The sequence below is a fragment of the Nitrospina sp. 32_T5 genome, assembly GCF_052156635.1.
Classification (GTDB): Bacteria; Nitrospinota; Nitrospinia; order Nitrospinales; family Nitrospinaceae; genus Nitrospina.
This window is the reverse complement of the sequence record NZ_JBQKUO010000002.1, coordinates 222,264-244,547: the sequence shown is the minus strand read 5'-3', so window position 1 is coordinate 244,547 and position 22,284 is coordinate 222,264. Positions and strand designations below refer to the sequence as shown.

The 22,284-nt window shown below is 55.8% G+C and carries 19 protein-coding genes; 5 read left to right on the top strand and 14 right to left on the bottom strand.

Translation table 11 applies throughout. The features are described from left to right. Nucleotides 1-139 precede the first annotated feature (139 nt). A complete protein-coding gene (uvrB, locus tag ACTRW9_RS05945) occupies nucleotides 140-2,128 on the top strand; it encodes an excinuclease ABC subunit UvrB (protein ID WP_442428645.1) in 1,989 nt (662 codons plus the stop codon). Nucleotides 2,129-2,148: 20 nt separating this feature from the next. On the opposite strand, the gene mrdA is transcribed toward uvrB, so the two are convergent. From mrdA to ACTRW9_RS05925, 4 genes are read right to left on the bottom strand one after another with little or no spacing between them, the layout of a single operon-like run. Beyond that, nucleotides 2,149-4,074, bottom strand: a complete 1,926-nt coding sequence (gene mrdA, locus ACTRW9_RS05940; protein WP_442428644.1) for a penicillin-binding protein 2 — start codon at nucleotides 4,072-4,074, stop codon at nucleotides 2,149-2,151. Between the two features lie 24 nt (nucleotides 4,075-4,098). Beyond that, entirely contained in the window at nucleotides 4,099-4,593 is a 495-nt protein-coding gene (mreD, locus tag ACTRW9_RS05935) for a rod shape-determining protein MreD (protein ID WP_442428643.1), read from the bottom strand. A 3-nt stretch (nucleotides 4,594-4,596) separates the two neighbouring features. Further along, a complete protein-coding gene (gene mreC, locus ACTRW9_RS05930; protein WP_442428642.1) occupies nucleotides 4,597-5,415 on the bottom strand; it encodes a rod shape-determining protein MreC in 819 nt (272 codons plus the stop codon). Nucleotides 5,416-5,419: 4 nt separating this feature from the next. Continuing rightward, on the bottom strand, nucleotides 5,420-6,442 hold the full coding sequence (locus ACTRW9_RS05925) for a rod shape-determining protein (RefSeq protein WP_442427078.1): 1,023 nt from the start codon (nucleotides 6,440-6,442) through the stop codon (nucleotides 5,420-5,422). 251 nt (nucleotides 6,443-6,693) lie between these two features. On the opposite strand from ACTRW9_RS05925, the gene ACTRW9_RS05920 reads away from it, so the two are divergent. Next, nucleotides 6,694-8,640 (top strand): SurA N-terminal domain-containing protein, encoded by a 1,947-nt coding sequence (locus ACTRW9_RS05920; protein ID WP_442428641.1) that lies wholly within the window; start codon nucleotides 6,694-6,696, stop codon nucleotides 8,638-8,640. A gap of 6 nt (nucleotides 8,641-8,646) precedes the next feature. Here ACTRW9_RS05920 and thiD read toward each other — a convergent pair whose 3' ends face one another. The 5 genes from thiD to ACTRW9_RS05895 form a co-directional block, all read right to left on the bottom strand. After that, nucleotides 8,647-10,035 (bottom strand): bifunctional hydroxymethylpyrimidine kinase/phosphomethylpyrimidine kinase, encoded by a 1,389-nt coding sequence (thiD, locus tag ACTRW9_RS05915; protein ID WP_442428640.1) that lies wholly within the window; start codon nucleotides 10,033-10,035, stop codon nucleotides 8,647-8,649. A 97-nt stretch (nucleotides 10,036-10,132) separates the two neighbouring features. Beyond that, nucleotides 10,133-11,956 (bottom strand): glutamine--fructose-6-phosphate transaminase (isomerizing), encoded by a 1,824-nt coding sequence (glmS, locus tag ACTRW9_RS05910; RefSeq protein WP_442428639.1) that lies wholly within the window; start codon nucleotides 11,954-11,956, stop codon nucleotides 10,133-10,135. 10 nt (nucleotides 11,957-11,966) lie between these two features. Beyond that, the gene (glmU, locus tag ACTRW9_RS05905; protein ID WP_442427082.1) at nucleotides 11,967-13,172 is read right to left on the bottom strand and encodes a bifunctional sugar-1-phosphate nucleotidylyltransferase/acetyltransferase; all 1,206 of its coding nucleotides are present in this window, start codon (nucleotides 13,170-13,172) and stop codon (nucleotides 11,967-11,969) included. 39 nt (nucleotides 13,173-13,211) lie between these two features. Continuing rightward, entirely contained in the window at nucleotides 13,212-13,964 is a 753-nt protein-coding gene (locus ACTRW9_RS05900) for an NTP transferase domain-containing protein (protein ID WP_442428638.1), read from the bottom strand. Continuing rightward, nucleotides 13,946-14,212, bottom strand: coding sequence for a helix-turn-helix domain-containing protein (locus ACTRW9_RS05895; RefSeq protein WP_005011742.1), 267 nt, complete (start codon nucleotides 14,210-14,212; stop codon nucleotides 13,946-13,948). The genes ACTRW9_RS05900 and ACTRW9_RS05895 overlap by 19 nt, the downstream gene beginning before the upstream one ends. A gap of 200 nt (nucleotides 14,213-14,412) precedes the next feature. On the opposite strand from ACTRW9_RS05895, the gene mtaB reads away from it, so the two are divergent. From mtaB to smpB, 3 genes are read left to right on the top strand one after another with little or no spacing between them, the layout of a single operon-like run. After that, nucleotides 14,413-15,735: a tRNA (N(6)-L-threonylcarbamoyladenosine(37)-C(2))-methylthiotransferase MtaB gene (mtaB, locus tag ACTRW9_RS05890; RefSeq protein ID WP_442428637.1), complete on the top strand. Its 1,323-nt coding sequence runs from the start codon at nucleotides 14,413-14,415 to the stop codon at nucleotides 15,733-15,735. Next, the gene (locus ACTRW9_RS05885) at nucleotides 15,723-16,511 is read left to right on the top strand and encodes an SAM hydrolase/SAM-dependent halogenase family protein (RefSeq protein ID WP_442428636.1); all 789 of its coding nucleotides are present in this window, start codon (nucleotides 15,723-15,725) and stop codon (nucleotides 16,509-16,511) included. The genes mtaB and ACTRW9_RS05885 overlap by 13 nt, the downstream gene beginning before the upstream one ends. Before the next feature lie 11 nt (nucleotides 16,512-16,522). Continuing rightward, on the top strand, nucleotides 16,523-16,984 hold the full coding sequence (gene smpB / locus ACTRW9_RS05880) for an SsrA-binding protein SmpB (protein ID WP_442427086.1): 462 nt from the start codon (nucleotides 16,523-16,525) through the stop codon (nucleotides 16,982-16,984). A 30-nt stretch (nucleotides 16,985-17,014) separates the two neighbouring features. On the opposite strand, the gene ACTRW9_RS05875 is transcribed toward smpB, so the two are convergent. From ACTRW9_RS05875 to ACTRW9_RS05855, 5 genes are read right to left on the bottom strand one after another with little or no spacing between them, the layout of a single operon-like run. Next, complete coding sequence (locus ACTRW9_RS05875) at nucleotides 17,015-17,926, bottom strand: DMT family transporter (protein ID WP_442428635.1); 912 nt, start codon at nucleotides 17,924-17,926, stop codon at nucleotides 17,015-17,017. 4 nt (nucleotides 17,927-17,930) lie between these two features. Continuing rightward, nucleotides 17,931-18,545 (bottom strand): imidazole glycerol phosphate synthase subunit HisH, encoded by a 615-nt coding sequence (hisH, locus tag ACTRW9_RS05870; protein ID WP_442428634.1) that lies wholly within the window; start codon nucleotides 18,543-18,545, stop codon nucleotides 17,931-17,933. Next, nucleotides 18,546-19,133, bottom strand: a complete 588-nt coding sequence (gene hisB / locus ACTRW9_RS05865; protein WP_442428633.1) for an imidazoleglycerol-phosphate dehydratase HisB — start codon at nucleotides 19,131-19,133, stop codon at nucleotides 18,546-18,548. A 20-nt stretch (nucleotides 19,134-19,153) separates the two neighbouring features. After that, entirely contained in the window at nucleotides 19,154-21,142 is a 1,989-nt protein-coding gene (dxs, locus tag ACTRW9_RS05860; RefSeq protein ID WP_442428632.1) for a 1-deoxy-D-xylulose-5-phosphate synthase, read from the bottom strand. Nucleotides 21,143-21,162: 20 nt separating this feature from the next. After that, a complete protein-coding gene (locus ACTRW9_RS05855; RefSeq protein ID WP_442428631.1) occupies nucleotides 21,163-22,053 on the bottom strand; it encodes a polyprenyl synthetase family protein in 891 nt (296 codons plus the stop codon). Nucleotides 22,054-22,284: the final 231 nt, after the last annotated feature.

Here is a 22,284-nt window from a genome sequence, read left to right as displayed (position 1 = left end):
CCGGAAAACCATCCGGGGTCCGCCGTGCTGAAGATCGTCCGGGGAGGACGCTGGGCTTCCAGGGTTCTGAAAAGTCAGAGTTTTCAGGTCCTTAATGTAACACACTTGCCGAAAACCAGACAATAACGCAATTCCGCATATGCAACCCTTTCAATTGAAAGCCGATTTTTCCCCTTCCGGGCACCAGCCACGGGCCATCGAACAGCTGGTCCGGCAGTACACGGAAGGCGGTCACCAGACCCTGCTTGGCGTCACGGGATCCGGAAAAACCTACACCGTCGCCAACGTGGTTGAAAAACTCCAGCGGCCGACCCTAGTGATCGCCCACAACAAAACCCTTGCCGCCCAGTTGTACAACGAGTTCAAGGATTTTTTTCCTGACAACGCAGTGGGCTACTTCGTCAGTTATTACGACTACTACCAGCCGGAAGCGTACCTGCCCACCACCGACACCTACATCGAGAAGGACGCCTCGATCAACGACGAGATCGACAAGATGCGCCACGCGGCCACCCACGCTTTGTTTGAACGACGGGATGTTCTTATCGTCGCCAGCGTTTCGTGCATTTACGGCCTCGGTTCGCCCGAGGCGTACCACGGGATGCTGTTGTTTCTGGAACGCGGCATGGAAACCGACCGCGAACGGGTTCTGCGCAAGCTGGTCGACATCCAGTACAAGCGCAACGACATCGATTTCCAGCGCGGTACCTTCCGCGTGCGGGGGGATATCGTCGAAATCCTGCCGGTGTACGAACGCAACGAGGCGGTGCGCATCGAGTTTTTCGGGGACGAAATCGAACGGCTCTCCACGTTCGACCCCCTGACGCTGGAGACGCTGAACGAAATCGATCGCATCGCCATCTACCCGGCCAGCCACTACACCACGCCGAAAGACCAGCTGGAGCGGGCCATCTCCGACATCCAGGACGAACTTCGCGAGCGCATCCAGTATTTCCGCAGCCAGAACCTGCTCATTGAGGCCCAGCGCATCGAACAGCGCACCATGTTCGACCTGGAGATGATCCGCGAGATCGGATACTGCCAGGGTATCGAAAACTATTCGCGGCACTTGATGGGACGAGAACCCGGAAGCCCGCCGCCCACCCTCCTCGATTACTTTCCGGACGACGCCCTGTTCGTGATCGACGAAAGTCACGTCACCATCCCGCAATTGCACGGCATGTATAAAGGGGACCGCGCGCGCAAGGAGACGCTCATCCGTTACGGCTTCCGCCTGCCCTCGGCCTTCGACAACCGGCCCCTGAAGTGGGAGGAGTTTTCGGCACGGCACAACAGCCTGCTTTATGTCAGCGCCACGCCCGGCTCCCACGAACTGGAGCAGTCCGGGGACAAGGTGGCCGAATTGATCGTGCGGCCGACGGGACTGGTCGACCCACTGATTGAGGTGCGTCCGGTGAGCGGACAGGTGGACAACCTGTACCACGAAATTGTCCAACGCGCCGAGCGCGACGAAAGGACACTGGTCACCACCCTCACCAAGCGCTTCGCCGAGGATTTGACCGAACATTTCACCGAGATGGGATTGAAGGTCAAGTACCTGCATTCAGACATCGTGACCATCGAGCGCATCCAGATCATCCGCGAGCTCAGGCTGGGCGAGTTCGACGCATTGATCGGCATCAACCTCCTGCGCGAAGGGCTGGACATCCCCGAGGTGTCGCTGATCGCTATTCTCGACGCAGATAAGGAAGGGTTTCTGCGTTCCGCCACCTCGCTCATCCAGACGTCAGGCCGCGCCGCGCGCAACCTTTCGGGGCACGTCATCATGTATGCCGACAAGGTGACCCCCGCCATGCAGCAGGCAATCGATGAAACCGGGCGCCGCCGCGCCATCCAGACGGAATACAACGAACTGCACGGCATCACACCGACTTCCATTCAAAAATCGATCAAGGACACGATGGGCGACTGGGAACGGCACACGGTGGTGCCCATGGTTCAGGAAGAAGAGGAAGAATACATGGCAGGCGGCAATGTGCTGGACTTCATCGCCCAGCTGGAAAAACGCATGCACACCCACGCAAAGAATCTCGAGTTCGAAAAGGCGGCGGAGTTGCGTGACCGCATCAAGACGCTTCGGCAGAAAGAACTGGAATTCGGTTCCTGACCCCAAAGGGAATGCGGTGGTCAGATGTCCTTCACCGCGCGTCCGGATTCCCGGCTGGTGCCCGCCATTTCCGGAGGCAGGCCATCGGGCGTTGAGGGTTTGTCCAGCGTGTTGACCTTATTATAGGCTTCAATGATCTTGCGCACGAGGGGAGCGGCCACCTTGCCCCCGGACCCTCCGTGTTCGAGGATCACCGCCACGCCGATTTTTGGATTGTCGTACGGTGCAAACCCGACGAACCACGAGTGGTCACGAAACTCAAACGGGATGTCTTCTTTCTCCTCATATTTGGTGAGCGCACTCAACGCGACCACCTGTGCGGTGCCCGTCTTTCCCGCTACCTTGATCTTCCTCGAACCCGCGCGCCGGCCGGTGCCTTTCTTATCATACACCACTCCCAGAAGGGCATTGCGGATCACATCCAGTACATGCGTCCTGGGTTGAAGCTGGGCGACCTGTTCCGGTTCCGGTGCAGTTAGGACCTGGTTGTCCTTGTCCTTGATCTGCTTGATCAGTATGGGACGGAACAGCTTGCCGCCGTTGGCAATCGCAGAGATCAGCCTCGCCTGCTGGATGGGCGTCACCAGGTTGTAACCCTGACCGATGGAGGCGGCGATGGTATCGCCGGGCAACCACAGTCCCCGCTGAGTGGTGGTTTTCCATTTGACGGTCGGCACCAGCCCGGGCCTCTCCCCGTTCATGCGCACCTGCGTGAAATCGCCCAACCCCATCTGCCGCGCATACTGGGCAATGCGGTCCACGCCGAGTTCATAACCGATGTGGTAAAAGAAAACGTCACAGGACTGGACCAGGGCATCGTACAAATTGACCTGCCCGTGCCCGCTTCGTTTCCAGCAGTTGAATCGCCCCTTGCGGGGGCCGAAGGAGAAAAAACCTGGACAGTTGTATTTCGTGTCTTCCTGGATGATCCCTTCCTCCATCGCCGCGTAGGCGGTCACAATCTTGTAAGTCGAAGCCGGGGGATACACCCCGTTCACGGCGCGGTTCTGAAGGGGGTTGTGGGACGCGGACTGCATCTGCCGCCATTCCTCCAGCGTGATGCCGCGCGCGAACAGGTTGGGGTTGAAGTCGGGCTTGCTGACGATGGCGATGACCTCCCCGTTGGTGACGTCCATCACCACTGCCGATCCGACGATGGGATTTTCCTTCGTACCGGTCATCAGTTTATCAACCACTTTCTGCACTTCGTAATCCAGAGTCAGAACGAGGTTGCGGCCGCTTTGGGGCGGAAGCTTGCGCAGGGTGCGTAACTGGCGACCCGCGACATCCACTTCGATTTCCTTGTAACCCTTTTTGCCGGTCAACTCCGACTCGTAGAACAATTCCAGACCGTACTGCCCGATCATGTCACCCATCATGTAATCGGCATCTTTCATGACTTGCAGGCGCGCTTCGGAAATTTCGCCAAGGTAACCCATGAGGTGGGAAGCAAGATGGTCGTGCAGGTAATTGCGGAGAGGCTCCACCTTGATCTGGACCCCGGGCAGGATACGGTTGTTTTCCTCAATGAACGCCACGACCTTTCGATCGATGTCCGCCCGCACGAGAACCGGCTTGAACGGACGCGACGTACGTGCGTCCTCAAGGACGCGGTCGATATCGAAATCCAAATGCCGTTTCAGAGTGCGTAGCGTCTGGTTGAGGTTTCCAGCGTCCTCCGGAGTGATGTACAGATTGTACGAGGGGCGGATGGAGGCCAGGACCGTGCCATTGCGGTCAAGGATCTTGCCGCGAAACGAGGGAAGGGAAACCAGGCGGACGCGGTTGTTTTCGGACAGGGTCTCAAAGTTTTCCCCCTTGAGGATCTGCAAATACCACACACGCATCCAAAGGACGAGAAAACACGCACCCACCAGAATGACGAAAATCCGTACTTTTCTGCGGACTTCCTCGGAAACGTCATGACTGTAAAGATATTTGTTCACGAACCGTTCCTCATTCGAAACCCGTCAAAAACCAGGCCGCTGGACCCACCGGCGGCGGACCCAGTTGAGAAGATAAAATCCGGCGACCCCCACAACCGCGTTGTAGATCGTGAAGATAATGAGTGAGGGAAAAAAGACGCCGAATGCAAGATGAGCTTTAAATATGAATACGGACACGAGGTAAAAAATCATCCCATCGAACAAAGATGCAAGCGCGAAGAACGTGCCTGTGGGCCCAAACCCTTCCAGCACCAGTTTGCTTTTCAAGTTGGCAAACATAAACCCAATGAGTCCTTTTGACAGCGTATTGACCCCCAGCAGATCGCCGGAAAGGCAGTCCTGAAAAAATCCAAGGGCCACGGCCATGGCCACCCCGGCGTTTTCTTCAAAAATGATCGCACAATACACCGCCAGGATCAAAACCAGATCCGGTCGCACACCGCCCACGGAGACCGTGTCCAAAAGCGTGGTCTGGAACGTGAACAACAGCAGGAATGTCAACGCGATGCGCCACCACATGATTCAATCCTGGAGAAGGAGGACCAGCACTTCCTCCAGCCGGGCGAGGTCCGCACTGGGAGCAATGGTCACCTCCTGGAACAGGCCCTGCGTGGCCTTCTGAACCTGGATCACGCGGCCCAAATGAAGTCCCTTTGGAAACACCCCGCCCAATCCCGAAGACAACACATCGTCACCCACCTCCACCCCGGCGTTTATCGGTACGTACTTCATTTCACAGGAATCATCCCCGGTGCCCACCACCACCCCGGTGGCGCGATCCGCCTGGAACAGGGCGTCCACGGCACTGCGGCTGTCGGTAATCAGCATGACCTTTGCGGAGTTGTAACCGACCTGAATAATGTGCCCGACCACACCCTGGGCCGTGACCACCGGAAGGTTTTCGCGCAGTCCGTCATTCGACCCCTTGTTGATGACCACGGTCTTCGCCCACTGCGAGGCGTCGTACGCAATGACCGTGGCAACCACCGACGCCACTTTCGCCTCGGCCTGATATTGGGTCAGGTTGTAAATTCGGTTGAGGCGCGCCACCTCTTCTTCCAGTTCGGTTTTTTCCTTGATGAGGGTGTTGATGCGTTTTTTCAGATGTTCGTTTTCCTCCTCCGTCTTGATCAGGAGGAAGTAATCGTCGACGACGCCGGACAGGGCACGGGTGGTGTGGGTGACGGCGCCCTGGATGGGGCTGACAATCCAGAGAATGATTTTTTCAAAGAAGGTGGGATGGGCCGACCGCTTGATATTCACCGTCATGAGGAGGAGAGAAACAAAAACGATGGCGGCAAATATGACTGTTTTTTTTCTGTCTTTGAGTCCTTTTTTCACCACGTCACAGGGCGACTTTTTTCAGGAGTTTGGGGTCCGACAGGAGTTTTCCCACTCCGTTGGCCACAGCGGACAGAGGGTCCTCGGCAACCGTCACCGGCAGGCCCGTGGCCTCGCGAAGCAGGGTGTCCAGCCCGCGGATCAACGCCCCGCCCCCCGCCAGGACGACGCCCTTGTCCACAATATCGGCCGCGAGTTCCGGTGGGGTCCGCTCCAGCGCGATTTTCACCGATTCGACGATGGTCCCGAAAATTTCCTGCAGGGCTTCGGCAATCTCCTCGTCGGAAATGATGAGTGTTTTGGGAATGCCCGCCACCAGGTCGCGTCCCTTGACCTCCATGGTCTGCCGGGGCTCGGTGGGATAGGCGGTACCGATCTGGATCTTCACGCTTTCCGCGGTACGTTCCCCAATCAGCAGGTTGTATTTCTTTTTGACGTAATTGACGATGGCCTCGTCCATCTCATCCCCGGCCACACGCACGGATTTGCTGTAGACGGTGCCGGAAAGCGACATGATTGCGACTTCCGTGGTGCCGCCGCCGATATCGATGATCATGTTGCCGGTCGGCTCCTCAATGGGCAAATCCACACCGATCGCCGCAGCCATGGGTTCCTCGATCAGAAACACCTCTCGAGCACCGGCGGAATGGGCGGAATCGCGCACCGCCCGCTTCTCCACCTGCGTCACCCCTGAGGGAATGGCAATGATCACCCGCGGCGACACGAAGGTCTTTCGGTTGTTATGCACCTTGCGGATGAAGTGGCTGATCATCTGCTGGGTTTCTTCAAAATGGGCAATGACCCCGTCCTTCATCGGGCGGATGGCCTGGATGCTTCCCGGAGCCCGGCCCAGCATTTTCTTGGCCTCTTCCCCCACTGCCAGAATTTCCCTGGTGTGGCTGTTGATCGCCACCACCGAAGGCTCGCGCAGAACGACCCCCCGGCCCTTGACATAAACGAGAGTGTTGGCGGTTCCCAGATCAATGGCGAGATCGTTGGAAAACAGATCGGCGAATAAATTGAACACGCAGCTATCCTGTAGGAATGAGTGAAACCTATGTAAATACTTGTTTTTTTAGAACTTAATATATAACAAGCGTTTGCCGAAATTGCAAACAATAAAACGCAGGCATCCGGTACGGACCCGCCCCGGATGCGGTACAATGGCTGGAAAAAGGTGGCAACTCCGCCGGGAATAAAGGCTTGCGAACCCGCAACGGGTTCTATAGTATGTCAGGTCGATTTTAACATTATTTTTTAGGGACTTGGAGTTTTTGCATGCTGAATTTGATCCGACAACATGCGGATTCATGGATGATCAAGGGCATCCTGTGGTTGATCGTTCTCGCCTTCGTGGGCACCATTTTCTACTCCTGGGGTATGGGTGGCCCGGTGCAGGGCCGAAGTGGCCTCCTCGGGACCGTCAACGGAAAGAACATCACCCTCGCAGAATATGACCGTTCTTTCGAAAACCTGGTCAGCTTTTACCGCGACCAGTTCCAGAGCCGGTTTTCGGAAGACATGATCGAGAAAATGGACCTTAAGAACTCCGCACTCGAGGCTCTCGTCCAGAAAAAGCTTCTGCTCATGGAAGCTGAAAAACAGGGAATTCAGATAAGCGATGCCGAGCTGGCGGACCGCATTCTTACCAACGCCAATTTTCAGAAGGACAACAAATTCAGCCGGGCCCTTTATGACCGGTTCCTCACTTTCAACCGTATGACGGCCCAGGAGTTTGAAGCCAACCAGCGCCAGTTCCTGCTGATGGAAAAGGTGGAATCCTTCATCAAAGACAACACGCAGGTTTCGGACGCGGAAGTCCAGGAAGCGTGGGCCAAGGAAAACCGAAAGATCAAGATCAAGTACGTGGAGTTTTCCAGGGATTACTATCAGTCACAAATCACTCCCACCGATGAGCAGCTGAAGCAATACTTCGAGGCCCACAAACGCGATTTTGAAGTACCCCTTCAGATCAAGGCACAGTATGTGAAGCTGAGTCCGGATCAGGTCATCGAGGATATCAAAGTCTATGATGAGGACATCAAGGATTACTACGAGGCCAACCAGGCGACCTACCTGATAAAAAAACGGTACAAGGCCGGGCACATCCTCGTACGGACGGAACTCAACACGCTGGGCGGAGACACGCTGTCCACCGACGAAAAGGAAAAACGGCTGAACGAGTCAGACGCCAAGGCCAAAGCCAAAGCGGAAGATATCCTCAAGCAAATCAAGGAAGGTGGCAAGGCCTTTGAAGAAATGGCAAAGGAACATTCCGACGACAAGATGTCCGGCGCCAAAGGGGGTGACCTGGGGCAGTTTCCAAAAGGAACCATGGTTCCGGAATTCGAAGCGGCCCTGGAAACAATGAAACCCGGCGACATCTTCGGCCCGGTGCAGACCGCGTTTGGTTTTCATCTCATTAAACTGGAGGAAGTACACCCGCAACGCCTGAAACCGCTGGAGGAAGTGAAGGAAGAGATTGTTGAAAAACTGAAAAAGATGAAAGCGACGCAACGCATCCGCCGCATCGCTAAAAAAATCTACCAGTCGGCAGAGAAGGATCAGGATCTGTCAAGAGCGGCCGGGAAGTATGAGCAGACCACGAAGACCACCGGTTTCTTTTCAGGCAAGGATCACGATATTCCAGAAATCGGCGTGGTGCCGGAGTTTTTCAATACCGCATTCACTCTCAAGGACAACGCGGTAAGCAACCCGGTCAATACGTTTGAGGCGTCATATCTGCTCAAAGTCGTCGAGCGCAAACCACCCTACGTTCCGGATTTTGAAGAGGTAACTGCGGAGGTGAAAGAAGCCTTCATGCAAAGCCGCCATCTGGAGGTGACGAAGGCAAAGTGGGAAAAGATGGCCCAGGAACTCGCCAGCGACGCCAACCTGGAAGCGTTGGCGGAAGCCAACACCCTGATCGTCGAGGAGACACCATATTTCAGCCAGGTGGACTCCATCCCAGGCATCGGTAATATTCAATCAATCAAAGCCAAAGCTTTCGATACCGAACCGGGAAAAACCACCCGGGGGGAGTCCCCGCAGACTTATTACCTGATCAAGGTCGTTGACCTGCAGGATGCCGACAAACCGAATAAAAAAGAAATTCAACAAACTTACCAGCGTTTGAAACAGGAAAAAGGCAACATTGTTTTCCGCAACTGGCTGGAAAATAAAAAAGCCGAGGCACGCATCCTGGTGGACAAAACGCTATTGTAAAAAACGTCAGCGCTTTCGCCAGCGGTCGGTTTCTTTTGCCGGGCGGATCCTGAGGGCCACCTGGTGAATTTTCAACACCTTGTCCAGCAGGGCGCCCATATCCGGTGCCAGAACGCGAACCATCTCCTCCTTGCCCTGCCCCCCCAGATCGTAAATGATGTCCGGCACCGCTCCAAACTTTTCAATGGCGGTGTAGGTCCCCCATTCCAGAGACGATCCTTCCAGTTGCTTCACCGATTTCGGTTCCTTGGCCCGATCGAACGACGCAATGCGGAACTTCAACCGTTTGCACGCGTTCAGGATGGTATCGCTGAACTTGATGTTCATCACCGCGCGCATATTGGGATCAAACCGCATGGCGGTGAGCACAATTTTTGCGACATGACGTGATGCGCCGAACTGCGGCGCGGCCACGGTACGGATTTCATCGCCGAGCTTGACGATACGGCCGGGAATGGCAATCACATCTTCCACGCCGCTTGCACCGGGCACGCCAACGCCAATATTGGACTGCACTTCCGGAATCAGGTGCCCGATGTGATTGGCCTTCAACACCTCCAGCGCGGCGGAAACACCCTGCAACAACTCGAACCGTTGATGTACCTGGATCATGCGTGCCATGGGATCGACATGGCCTTTGCCCTTTCCCGCTCGAACACCGCCTCGGATGGCGGCGTGAATGAATCCTTTCGCATTTTCCACCGCATCCATCACAGCCATCCCCTTTGCCAGTCCGCAGGCAATGGCCGAAGCCAGGGCGCATCCCGTACCATGCAGGTTTTCGTTGCCCAGCCGCCCGGATTCGAACACCCATGACCGCTTGCCGTCGAACAACCAGTCATCTGCGTTCTTCTTTGCGTGGCCGCCCTTTATGAGCACGTTCCGGACGCCGGTTTTCAGGATCGCCTGCGCCGCTTTCTTCATATCCTTCTCGTTGCGGATACGGACACCGGAGAGGATTTCCGCCTCCGGCAGGTTGGGCGTCACCACCTGCGCAAGCGGAAGCAACTTGTCTTTAAGAATTCGCACACCTTCGTCCGACAACAACGGGGTTCCGTTGGAGGAACGAAGGACGGGGTCCACCACCAGGTTCTTCACTTTAAATTTTTTGAACAAGCGGGCGATGCAATCCACAATTTCCTCGTTGCCCAACATACCGGTTTTAACCGCGGCGGGTTTGCTGTCTTCCAGGATGGTTTGCAGTTGCGCCGTCACCACTTCCTCTTCGAGGTCATAGGCCGTCTTCACACCCTGCGAGTTCTGGATGGTGATGGAAGCGATCACCGACGTGGCAAACAGGTCGTGCGCGGTGATGGTTTTGATGTCGGCGGGCACGCCGGCGCCGCCGGAGGAGTCCGAGCCGCCAACGGCCAGTACGGTTGAAACAGTTTTCATGACGTGTGCGATGCAGGAAAAAGGATTGGGTTCGTTATTGAAGTCCGGCAGTGCAACATGGGATGCAACCCATCACGCGCTGGCACGGTTGCACAGACTAACCCACCGTCACCGATTTGGCAAGACTGCGCGGCTTGTCTACGTTCCGTTTGAGGGAGGTCGCGGTGAAGTAGGCCAATAACTGGGAAATCACCAGATGAATGAAGGGAGCGACGATGTCCGGCACTTGTGGAATGATGAGTTCCTCACTGAACAGTTCCTTGTCCTTGCCGCGTTCGTCGAAATGGATGCCCAGCACAAATCCCGACCGCGCGCGGATTTCCGCCACGCTGGCCAGCGTCGCCTGGTACATGGCCTTGTCGCTTTTCGGCGGAATGAAAACAATGGAATACACGTCGTCGTCGATCATCGCCAGCGTACCGTGCTTGAGGAAGCCACAAGGCATGCCCTCTGCGTGGACATAAGCGACTTCCTTCATTTTGAGTGCCGACTCGAGCGCGATGGGATAATAAATGCCCCGACCCAGGTACAACCAGTTCTTTACATTGCGATGCTGGTGCGCGATGCGGTGGATGAACCCGGAACGTTCGTTGAGGATGCCGTTGATCACCTCCGGCAGGTCGTGCAGGGATTTGAGCGACGCCTTGTACTGTCGCTGGGTGATGCGCTTCCTGCGGAGGCCCAGCTTCAACGCCATGTGAGTCAGGATCACCATCTGAGCCAGCGCCGCCTTGGTGCTGATCACGCAGATTTCCGGACCCGACCCCTGAAGAATCGTTTTATCCACCAGCCTCGAAATGGTCGAGCCCATAACGTTGACGATGGCGCCTGTCGCCGCCCCCTGCGCCTTCGCGTGCTTGAGAGCGGAAATGGTGTCGTAGGTTTCGCCCGATTGCGAAATGGCAAGTACGAAACTGTCGCTGTCCACCGGAGACAGGGACACGAATTCGTCGGAACTGATGGCCGGAATGTACTTACCGGAAATCTGGCTGAAAATGTAGTTGGCATACATCGTTACGTAAAACGTGGTGCCCACGCCCACCAGTTGGGCGGTGGCCTTTTTATCGAGCAGATCCACGAACTCGTCCATCTTTTTTTCATCCACATCCAGCGCGTTGTTGATGGTCTGCGGCTGTTCGTAAATTTCTTTCAGCATGTAATGCGGGTACCCGCCCTTCCGCGTGGTTTCGCTGTCCCACTCGATCCGTGTTACCGGCTTCGCCACAACCTCCTGCGTGACCGTGCTCTTGACCACATAAGCATCGCGGGACACGATGGCGTATTCGTCATCATCCATGATGACGGCGTTCTTGGTGTGGTCGATGAACGCGTTGAAATCGGAGCCGACGTATTTCACTTCGTCGTCGATGCCGAGAAGGAGCGGCGACTCCCGCCGCGCGCAGTAAATCTGGTCGGGCTGGTGAATGCTGATGAAAGCGATGGCGTAAGACCCCTCCAGCTGACGGAGCGTGTTGACGAACGCCGCCTCCACCGCGCCGGTCTCCTGGTAAAACTTTTCGAGGAGATGAGGCACCACTTCGGTATCCGTGTCGGAGATGAACTTGTGCCCTTCGGCCTTCAACTGCTTGCGCAGGGCCTGGTAATTGGAAATGATGCCGTTGTGCACCACGGCGAATTTTTTGTCGCAGGACTGAAACGGATGCGTGTTGTTTTTGGTCACCTGCCCGTGTGTGGCCCAGCGGGTGTGGGCGATGCCGGTATGACCCTGGTGATGCAGAACGTTCTCCTTCTTGTACACATCGTCCACGTAACCGACGTTCTTTTTAACCACGATCGCGCGCTTGCCATTCATCAAAGCCACGCCGCAGGAATCGTAGCCCCGGTATTCGAGGTTGCGAATGCCTTCGAACAGTTGATTCGAGATGTCTTTCAAGCCGACCGCGCCGGTGATGCCGCACATGATGAATTCGTTATCCGTTCTTGACTGAGTAATGAGATGGAAAAATCTTGCCCGGCGGAATCACAATGCCTGGCTCGATGGTGTTGCCAGCGCCGATGACCACGTTGTCGCCGATGAAGGCGCCCAGCTTGGTCCGGCCCGTTTTAAACGTTTTCTTGTTCTGCTTGACTTCAACCGGGGCCCACGTCATCGTCCGGTTGACGGTCATGGTACCCGCGCCAATGTCCACGTTTTCGCCCAGTACGCTGTCTCCTATGAACGACAGACGGCCGATACGGGAATCCTTGTGGATCACGCAGTTTTTCAATTCGACACCGTAGCCGACCGAACAGTTCGCACCCACGGCCGTGTAACTCCGGATGAGCGAATTGTTGCCGATGTAACTGCCGGCGCCGATGGAGCACGGCCCTTCCAGCACCGCCCCCGCCTTGATGCGGACGCCTTCTTCAATCTGAACCGGCCCGGTGATGGTGACGTTCGATTCCAGCTTCACGCTTTTGGCAATCGACGACTCCTCCCAGCTGTCCATGATGATCTGGTTGGCCGTGAGGATTTCCCAGGGATACACGATGTCCAGCCAGTCCTCTTCCCACATCGAGGCACGAAGGCCTTCGCCATCCGCCAGCGCCTTGATCGCTTTTTCCATGGACCGCTTGTTCTTCTGCAGCAGGTCGAAAAACGTTTCCGGCAGGATGTAGACGCCGGCCAGAACGTAGTTGCCCAGGTTGTCTCCCTTGGGCTTTTCAATGATCCGCGTGATCTTCATGTTCGCGTTCAGGAACACGTTGCCGAACATGTCGTTCGACGGCGGCAGGCAGATGGACGCCACCGGCGACTTGAATGTGTGAAACGACTGCTGGGTCTTGCTGAAAATATTGTCGGCGGTCACGATGTCGCCGTAGATCAACAGAAAGTATTCACCGTGCAGGATCTTGTCGCGTACCTGCATGACCGCATCGCCGATGCCAGCGGCTTTTTTCTGCTCCACAACATTCAGGTTGAGGCCGTTGAGGCTGTGCTGGTGAATTTCCTCCAGCAGTTTGTCCTTTTTGTGACCCACCACCACGTACACATCGCTGATGCCTGACTTCTGAAGCAGACCGAGGCAGTGGTTGAACAAGTACCGTCCGGCCACACTGATCATGGGATTAGGGCGGGTGTCGGAAAAGGGAGTCAGGTTGTTTCCTTTTCCTGCCGCAAGGATAACCGCTTTCATCAGTGTGATTCCTCAGAACAAAATGCGAAGACGGAAAGCTCAGGGGTTCGAGGCGCGTTGGGAAAAGAGCCGCTCCGCGGCGACCAGGTCTTCGAGCGAATTGATACCGATCAATTCGGAAGCGTCCGAGGTCTGAATGGCCTCGACCGCAAGCCCCTCCCGATTGATGCGAGCGATGGTATCTGTCAGGTAGTATTCCTGCTGCGCGTTGCGATTGTCAACGCCCTTTAAAGCCTTGAAAAGAATACTCTTTTGAAAACAATAAACTCCGGAATTGTATTCGTCAACTGTTTTTTCCTGAGGGGTCGCGTCCTTGTTTTCCACAATGCGGTCCACCCGCCCGCCGGGGGTGCGGATGACCCGTCCAAAGTCCCTTTTCTCCTTTGATTTCAGGCTCAACAGGGTGCAGGCGGCAGGCGATTCCCGGTGCCGGACAATCAGTTTCTGCAGGGTTTCGGTGCGGATCAATGGCATGTCCCCGCACAGGATGAGGACATCGCCCGAAAAGTCGGCCAGAACCGCCTCGGCCTGCTGGACGGCATGCCCTGTGCCCAACTGCTCGGTCTGCTCTACAAACTCCGCCGCCCCCTCCGGAACGGCCCGGCGAACGCGGTCGGATTCGTAGCCGACCACAACCACCACCCGCTCCGGGTTCAGCGGGCGCAATCCGTCCAGAACGTGCAGGAGCAACGGCCGTCCGCCCAGCGGGTGCAGGACCTTCGGCAGATCGGAGCGCATGCGCGTCCCCTTCCCCGCCGCCAGGATGACCGCGGCTAAACCTTTACCTTGCATTGAATGCCATGCTCGTGGATTTTTTTGCGGAGGGTGTTCCGGTTGATACCCAGAATATTGGCGGCTTTGGTCTGGTTGCCATTGGTTTCTTCAAGAACCATTTCAAGAAGAGGTTTTTCCAATCCAAGGACCAGCAGGTCATACAGGTCTCCTTTTTCATTGCCGTCCATACTGGAAACGTACTGTTTGACACTTTTATGGAGCCATTTTTCCAAAAAGGTGCGGATATCTTTGGAAGTTCTATCCATAGAAGGCGACCCGACACGAAGAGAATTCGGACAAACTTTTTAAATGGGATGGGATAAGATGCGGGCATACTAGCAAACCCTTTTTAGGGGGTCAACTGAAAACGCCGCGGGGAACCCGGGACGGGGATTTATCGGTTGATTCGATCTAATTGCCTCGTTTAATATGATTCCTCAACCAAAAACCGTTATTCCGAATTACCATGAAAGTCGCTTTCAACACACTGGGTTGCCGAACCAACCAGAACGATACCGCGGAAATGCAGACCCTTCTTGAAAATGAGGGGTTTACCATTGTCGAACCGAACGATTCAGCGGATATTTACGTCATCAACTCCTGCACGGTCACGGCGAAAAGCGACGCCTCCTCCCGGCAGGCGGTGAAACGCTCGCTTGCCATCAACGAGGATGCCATGGTGGTGTTCACCGGCTGTTACGCACAGAACAACCCAGAGGAAGTTAGCCAGGTCGCCGGTCTGGACGTTTTGCTGGGCAACGCCAACAAGCTGGACATCGCCGGTGCCATCCGCAAACGGCTGGAAAACTTGCGCAGAAAAGACGAATTTGGTGATCCGGACGTGGTGATGACGGACATCACCAAAAGCTGGGATTTCAAAACCATCCCCGTGACGGAATTCGGCGGCAAGTCGAAAGCATTTATCAAGGTACAAACCGGGTGCGACGAGCAATGCACGTTCTGCACCGTGGCGCGGGCGCGCGGCCGTTCCATCAGTGATGAACGCGAAAACATTCTGAATAATGTACGTTGCTCCCTGGACGCAGGATTCAAGGAAATCACTCTGACGGGAATCAACCTCGGCACCTACGGCATGGACAAGGAAACTCCGGAGACGTTTTCGTCCCTGGTGGAAGAGATCGCAAACCTGCCCGGCGATTTCCGTCTGCGCATCAGCAGTATCAATCCCATGGAGATCGACGACCGGCTCATCGACCTCATGGCGGAGCGCACCAACATCTGCCCGCATTTCCACATTCCACTGCAAAGCGGTGATGACTCGATTCTGTCGGCAATGAAACGTAATTACAACTCGGCACAATACCGCCGTGTGGTGGAGCGGGCGGCGGCGCGCATTCCAGACCTCGGGTTGGGGGCCGACGTCATTGTCGGTTTTCCCGGAGAAACGGAGGCCATGTTCGAAAATACGTACCGGCTGGTGCAGGACCTGCCCTTCACCTACCTGCACGTATTCACTTACTCCCCGAGAAAGGGAACGACGGCATTTGCCATGAACAACAACGTACCCAAGACGGAGAAAAAGGAACGCAACCGCAGGCTCACCGAGTTGGGACGCGACAAGGCCATCGCGTTCCGGCAGTCGTTGGAGGGCCGAACCGCCAACGTGCTGATCGAGACCAGCCGCGACCCGGCCAGCGGCCGCTTGCGGGGACATACCGAACACTTCATCCCGGTATCACTCGACGGCGGCGATGCGATGATGAACCGGATCGTGCCGGTGCGGATCCGGGACGCATCCGATCAGCAGGTTTCGGGATGCGTCCTGTAATCACCCTCACCACTGATTTCGGACTCGACGACCCTTACGTCGGCATCATGAAGGGGGTGATGCTCAACATCGCTCCGGACGTCCGTCTTGTCGACCTCACACATCAGATCCAGCCCCAGAACATTTTACAGGCGGCCCTGGTGGTGAAGGCGGCTTACCCTTATTTTCCAAAAGGCACGGTGCACGTCGTGGTGGTGGACCCGGGTGTGGGCGGGGTACGGCGTCCCATGGGGCTGAAAAGTTACGACTACTGGTTCGTCGGTCCCGACAACGGCGTTTTCACCTCGGTGATCGATTCCCAGGCCAGTTGCTACGAATTGACCACCGAAAAATATTTTCTGAAAAACCTTTCCACCACATTTCACGGACGCGATATCTTCTCTCCCGTGGCAGCGTGGCTGGCAAGAGGTAAAACCCTGCGGGCGTTCGGACGAAAGATCGCCGACCCGGTGACGCTGGATCTTCCTTTGCCCAAGTTTGACGGCACCACAATCACCGGAGAGATCAGTTACGTCGATCACTTCGGCAACCTTACAACCAATATCGATGCGGGTCTGCTGGAGGGGGTTTTTGAGCACCCGGAAAAACTGGAGGTGCAGGTGGGTCGCCATACCTTGCAAGGCCCGGTTGCCAGTTATTCTGAAGAGAAGGAAGATGCGGTCGGCATCATCATCAACAGCTGGAACGCGCTGGAGATTTTCCACCGCGAAGGCAACGCCGCGCAAAAACTGAAAGTGAAAATCGGCACCCCGGTGCGCGTCACCCAGGCCGATTGACGGTAAAAAACATGTCGGATATCAAAATCATTTGCCAGAACAAGAAAGCCCGCCACGATTATTTCATCGAGGACACGATGGAGGCGGGCATGGCCCTGATGGGGACGGAGGTGAAATCCCTGCGTGACGGGCGCGCCAACCTTGCGGACAGTTACGCCTGGGTGGAGCGCAACGAAGTGTACCTGCATCATTGCCACATCAGCCCGTACACCCCGGCGACCCAGTTCAACCATGATCCCATGCGAAAGCGGAAGTTGCTCCTGCACCGTAAGGAGATCAACCGGCTCATCGGTGCAAGCAATGAAAAAGGATACAGCCTGATTCCACTCAAAATTTATTTCAAAAACGGCATTGCCAAGGTGGAGCTGGCGATCGCCAAGGGCAAAAAACAGCACGACAAACGCGAGTCCATCAAAAAACGGGAAGTGGATCGCGAAATCCGCAAGGCAATGAAAGGCGACTTCAAGGGTTGAATCCCGCCAATCGTTGTCTACTTTCCAGAATCATTCCTCAGCTTCACTTTTTTTCCGGATGACAAGGATCACCCCGCCGATGGCCGTCATGGCTCCGAAGTAACCCAGCAATCCGATCCGTTCCGGCTCAACCAGACCCGGCAAGACCAGAGGCAACAGCTTCATCACCACCAGTGTGATAAAGGGATTGAGTGTGACAATCACACTGATGAGCCACAGGGGGATGTGCTTGATGGCTTCCGCCAGAAACCCGTAAGCCAGCAGGGTGTTCATGCCGAGAAACAGCAGAAGGCCGCAGGCCGTCCAACCTGCATGAGTGTAATCATCCCAGCTTACCGTGCTCACCAAAACCAGTGAGGCGATTCCGTAAACCAGCAGATTCAATTGCTGTGCCTCATACCTCGATGTGAGCGACTTCTGAATCGTCATGTACGCCGCCCACAGCACCCCGGCAACCAGCACAAAACCATTTGCCGTATTATAGAGTTTCACATCCAGTGCGTGGGCATGCTGATCACGGAAAAACAGGAAGAATCCAACCAGCGCAATCGCAAGTCCCCCCGCCTGGGGGCGCGAGAAACGCTCCCGGAAAACGAAGACCCCGATCAATACCACCAGCACCGGTGCGGTCTGGATCAGCACCGCTGCATTGGATGGGGAACTGGCGCTGATGCCGCGCAGGAAATAATAGTAATTTCCTGAAAGGCATAAACCCGCAAGGATGGCGAACAAGGGAGGCTTGCGAAAAATGCCTTCCGGCGGTTTTTTTTGAAGGCGCAGAAATGCCCACAGCGCGAAGAACGCAAACGTAAAACGGAACCAGACGATGGAGCCGGGAGAGAAATCGTCGAGAGCGATCTGCATGACAACCGGCAGCAAACCCCACAGCACGGTGGTGGTCAGCGCGAAGAACACACCGCGCGCATAATCGGTCCGTGGCATGAAGTCAGTTCAGCCGGGCGAACTTCTCCAGCAGTTTCAAGCCGGCCCTCTGACTTTTTTCTGGATGGAACTGGAAGGCGTGTATGTTTTCGTGCTCGATACCGGAAACGAACTCACGTCCGTACTCGGTGGTGGTGACCACGGCGGCAGGATTGTCCGGCTGAACGAAATACGAGTGGACGAAGTAAAAATAGGGATGCGGGTCGGTACCATCGAACAGCGCCGAATCCTTTTTAACGTTTACCGTGTTCCATCCCATATGCGGCACTTTGAGCTCGGAGCCGTCCTCGAAATCGAATCGAATCACCTTTCCCGGCAAAACGCCCAGTCCCGGCACGGTGCCGAACTCCACGCTCTGCTCAAACAGCAGTTGCAGGCCGAGGCAGATACCGAGAAACGGTTTGCCGCTCTGGATGGATTTACGGACGGGGTCGATCAGGCCGTACTCATCGAGGTTGGCCATGCAATCCTTGAACGCCCCCACGCCGGGAAGTACAACGGAGGAGGCATCCGCAATGGTTTTGGGATCGCGGGTAACGCGGGCATCGGCACCCACCGCCTCGAAGGCCTTGTGCACCGACCGCAGGTTGCCCATCCCGTAGTCGATGATGGCGATCATCTACAATTTGCCTTTGGTAGAGGGGATCGCATCCGACCGCGGGTCCAGCGCACAGGCCTGGTCGAGCGCCTTGGCAAACGCCTTGAAGGACGCTTCCACGATGTGGTGCAGGTTGCTCCAATACGGCGAGTTGAGGTGCAGGGTGATGCCGCTGTTGGCGGAGAAGGCCTGGAAGAATTCCGGTACCAGTTCGACATCGAATTGGCCCAGTTTGGTTTTGGGCAGGTCGATGTTGAACACGAAAAACGATCGGCCGCTGATATCCACCACACATTCCGCCAGCGCCTCGTTCAGGGGAACACTCGAACTGGCAAAGCGGCGGATGCCTTTCTTGTCGCCCAGCGCCTTGTCGAAGGCCTGACCGAGGGTGATGCCGACGTCCTCCACCGTGTGGTGAAAATCGATCTCGGTATCACCTTTGGCCTTGAGTTGCAGGTCAAAATAACCGTGGCGGGTCAATTGTGCCAGCATATGGTCGAGGAACGGAATCGGGGTTTGAATTTCGCTCTGCCCGCTTCCGTCGATGACCAGACTGACTTCAATTTCCGTTTCGCTGGTTTTGCGTGTGATCTGGGAACATCTATCCATTGACGCGATGGCCGGATTACTCAGGCCGTCCTGAGAGTGGGTTTGACGGTTTCCTTGGCTCCGTTGGACGGATGGCTGTGTTTGCTCCCATTGTTCTGGTGGTTCATCCCGGAAATCAGGGACATTTCCATGACCTGGCTGTAGAACTGGGAAATTGTTTCAAAAAGACCCTCTTCGTCGATTTTCAGGTCACGGCGAACCAGGGCCGGCGCCCCGTGCTCCACCACGATGTCTGCGACACCGATGCACTTCACTTGGAACGCCTGGTCAGACGGTTCCTTGTGGAGCGCTTCCAGTACGGCGGAACCGAACCCGCCCTGCTCCGAATGCTCTTCCAGCGTCACCATGCACTGCGTGCCGCGGGCGTAGCGCAGAACCAGTTCCTCGTCGAGCGGCTTGACAAAGCGGGCGTTGATGACCGCCACACTGATGCCCTGCTCTTCAAGTTTCTGGGCCACGTTTTCCGCCGGGCGAACCATGTGTCCGTAAGCCACAAGCGCGATGTCCGCGCCTTCTTTCAAAACCTCGCCCTTGCCGATTTCCATCTCCTGGATTTCCGGATCAAGATCGACACCCAGACCCGCACCCCGGGGATAACGCAGTGCGGCGGGGCCATTGTGGTAAATGGCCGTTTTGAGCATGTGACGCATTTCGTTTTCATCTTTCGGCGCCATGATGACCATGTTCGGGAGAGTGCGCAGGTAAGCAATGTCGTACAGTCCCTGATGCGTCGCACCGTCTTCGCCGACGATGCCCGCGCGGTCCATGGCAAACACGACCGGGATGTTCATCAGGCACACGTCATGGACCACCTGGTCGTACGCGCGTTGCAGGAATGTGGAGTAGATCGCCGCAACGGGGCGCAAGCCCTTGAGCGCCATCGCACCTGCAAAATCCACTGCATGCTGTTCGGCCATGCCCACATCAAACGTGCGCTCCGGAAACTCCTTGCCGAACTTGCTGATACCCGTGCCGTCCGGCATGGCGGCGGTGATGCCGATGATGGTCTCATCCTCTTTCGCCAGGTCAATCAGTGCCTGCGCGAAAACGGAGGTGTAATTCGGATTCGAAGCCTTTTTGTGAAAAACCCCGGTTTCAATGTCGAACGGAGAAGCGCCATGCCATACGTCGGCTTTTTCCTCCGCCACTTTGTACCCCTTGCCCTTGCGGGTGATGACATGAACCAGGGTCGGACCTTTCAATCCCTTGATGGCGTCAAAGGTCTCAATCAGCGCATCCGTGTTGTGGCCGTCGATCGGGCCGATGTAACGGAATCCCAGATCTTCAAACAGCCGCCCGGGAATGAACACGCCTTTGATGGCCTCGTCGATCTTGTGGGCATAACGGGAAATATCCTTGCCGATACCCGGAATGGCGAGCAGAAGCTGGTCGATCTCGCGCTTGATCTTGGTCATGACCTGCCCGGTCATGATCTGGCTCAGATGAGCCGACATCCCGCCAACGTTGTTGGAGATGGACATCTCGTTGTCATTCAGCACGACCACCATGTCAGTCTGCAGATGCCCCGTATGGTTCAGCCCCTCAAACGCCATGCCTGCCGTCATGGAACCATCGCCGATGATCGCCAGCACATTATGATCTTCTTTTTTCAGGTCGCGCGCCTTGGCAAAGGCCAGCGCCGCCGAAATGGACGTACCGCCATGCCCGCAGTTCCAATGATCGTGCTCGTTCTCTTCACGCTTGGTGAAACCGCTCAACCCATCATACTGGCGCAGGGTGTGGAACCGATCGCGTCGGCCGGTCAACAGTTTGTGTACGTAGGTCTGGTGACCCACGTCCCAGATGAACATGTCCTTCGGACTTTCGTATACATAGTGAAGGGCGATGGTCAACTCCACCACTCCCATGTTCGACCCCAGGTGCCCTCCCGTTTTGGAGATGGTATTCAGGAGAGCGTCGCGGATTTCCGCCGCCAGGTCCGGCAGGTTTTCCCGGCTCAACGATTTCAGATCCTGGGGACTGTTGATTTTTTGCAAAAATTTGCTCATAACGATTCCACTTGTTTTATTTAAAAAGTCCGTTGAACAAAAAAGAGGGCGATGTCGCGGAGAGGATTCGCGCGCTCGTCAAAATCCTTAAGACAGGTGATGGCCTCCTCAACCAGGCTATCGGCTTTCTTTCGGGATTCTTCCAAGCCAAACAGCGCCGGATACGTCGCCTTGTTTTTACTGACATCGCTTCCGACATCCTTGCCGATCTTTGCCTTATCGCCAACGATATCGAGGATATCATCTATGATTTGAAAGGCCAAACCAATATGTGCCCCGAACCGGGAAATGGCCCCAAGTTGCTGCGAATCCGCACGACCCAGGATGGCGCCCACACGGACACACGATTTAAAAAAGAAACCGGTTTTGTAAATATGAATGTATTCCAGTGTAGAAGCCTCGATCGGCTTCCCTTCCGATTCCAGGTCAACCACCTGGCCGCCGATGACCCCGGTGGAACTGAGCGCCTGAGCCATTTCATGCGATGCGCGGAGGATGTTTTCGTGCGGGATGGCCTCCATCAAAAAGGCGTTGGTCATCAATACGAACGCCTGGGTGAGAAGCGCATCGCCCGCGAGAATGGCAATGGCTTCACCAAAAACCTTGTGGTTTGTCGGCTTACCCCTCCGCAGGCTGTCATTGTCCAGCGCGGGCAGGTCATCATGAATCAAGGTGTACGTATGGAGGAACTCGGCGGCAACTGCGAATGGAAGCACGTCCCTACGGTTGCCACCCACGGCTTCCGTCGCGGCAATCAATAAGGTGGGCCTCAGCCGTTTCCCCCCAGCGGACAAACTGTAGTGCATCGACTCATGGATGCTTACCGGATGCGTGTCTGGTTCCGGAAGGAACAGGGGAATCGCCTCGTCGATATATTCCTTACACTCAGCTAAATAATCCTCGGCGGGCAACGCTTCCTTATTCCCTTATATCTTATTAAATTTACGGGAGAAACTCTTATTCACTTCTTTCACAAAATAAGATGGTAACACACTTTCAATCACAGTCAACCTTTAATCCAACCCACCCCTAACACGAAACCGCTTGAAAAATAACCCTTTTCGCCGGATATCCCAGTCCGGGTCGGAATTGGGGACGCACCTCGAAACCATATCCGTGCGGGGATTCCTTATTTTCCGATG

Bases quoted from the DNA above. Each gene is read 5' to 3' on its own strand.
- uvrB (WP_442428645.1), top strand. From the start codon at position 140: ATGCAACCCTTTCAATTGAAAGCCGATTTTTCCCCTTCCGGGCACCAG.
- mreD (WP_442428643.1), bottom strand. From the start codon at position 4,593: ATGTGGTGGCGCATCGCGTTGACATTCCTGCTGTTGTTCACGTTCCAG.
- ACTRW9_RS05920 (WP_442428641.1), top strand. From the start codon at position 6,694: ATGCTGAATTTGATCCGACAACATGCGGATTCATGGATGATCAAGGGC.
- thiD (WP_442428640.1), bottom strand. From the start codon at position 10,035: ATGAAAACTGTTTCAACCGTACTGGCCGTTGGCGGCTCGGACTCCTCC.
- glmS (WP_442428639.1), bottom strand. From the start codon at position 11,956: ATGTGCGGCATCACCGGCGCGGTCGGCTTGAAAGACATCTCGAATCAA.
- glmU (WP_442427082.1), bottom strand. From the start codon at position 13,172: ATGAAAGCGGTTATCCTTGCGGCAGGAAAAGGAAACAACCTGACTCCC.
- ACTRW9_RS05900 (WP_442428638.1), bottom strand. From the start codon at position 13,964: ATGCAAGGTAAAGGTTTAGCCGCGGTCATCCTGGCGGCGGGGAAGGGG.
- ACTRW9_RS05895 (WP_005011742.1), bottom strand. From the start codon at position 14,212: ATGGATAGAACTTCCAAAGATATCCGCACCTTTTTGGAAAAATGGCTC.
- mtaB (WP_442428637.1), top strand. From the start codon at position 14,413: ATGAAAGTCGCTTTCAACACACTGGGTTGCCGAACCAACCAGAACGAT.
- ACTRW9_RS05885 (WP_442428636.1), top strand. From the start codon at position 15,723: ATGCGTCCTGTAATCACCCTCACCACTGATTTCGGACTCGACGACCCT.
- smpB (WP_442427086.1), top strand. From the start codon at position 16,523: ATGTCGGATATCAAAATCATTTGCCAGAACAAGAAAGCCCGCCACGAT.
- ACTRW9_RS05875 (WP_442428635.1), bottom strand. From the start codon at position 17,926: ATGCCACGGACCGATTATGCGCGCGGTGTGTTCTTCGCGCTGACCACC.
- hisH (WP_442428634.1), bottom strand. From the start codon at position 18,545: ATGATCGCCATCATCGACTACGGGATGGGCAACCTGCGGTCGGTGCAC.
- hisB (WP_442428633.1), bottom strand. From the start codon at position 19,133: ATGGATAGATGTTCCCAGATCACACGCAAAACCAGCGAAACGGAAATT.
- dxs (WP_442428632.1), bottom strand. From the start codon at position 21,142: ATGAGCAAATTTTTGCAAAAAATCAACAGTCCCCAGGATCTGAAATCG.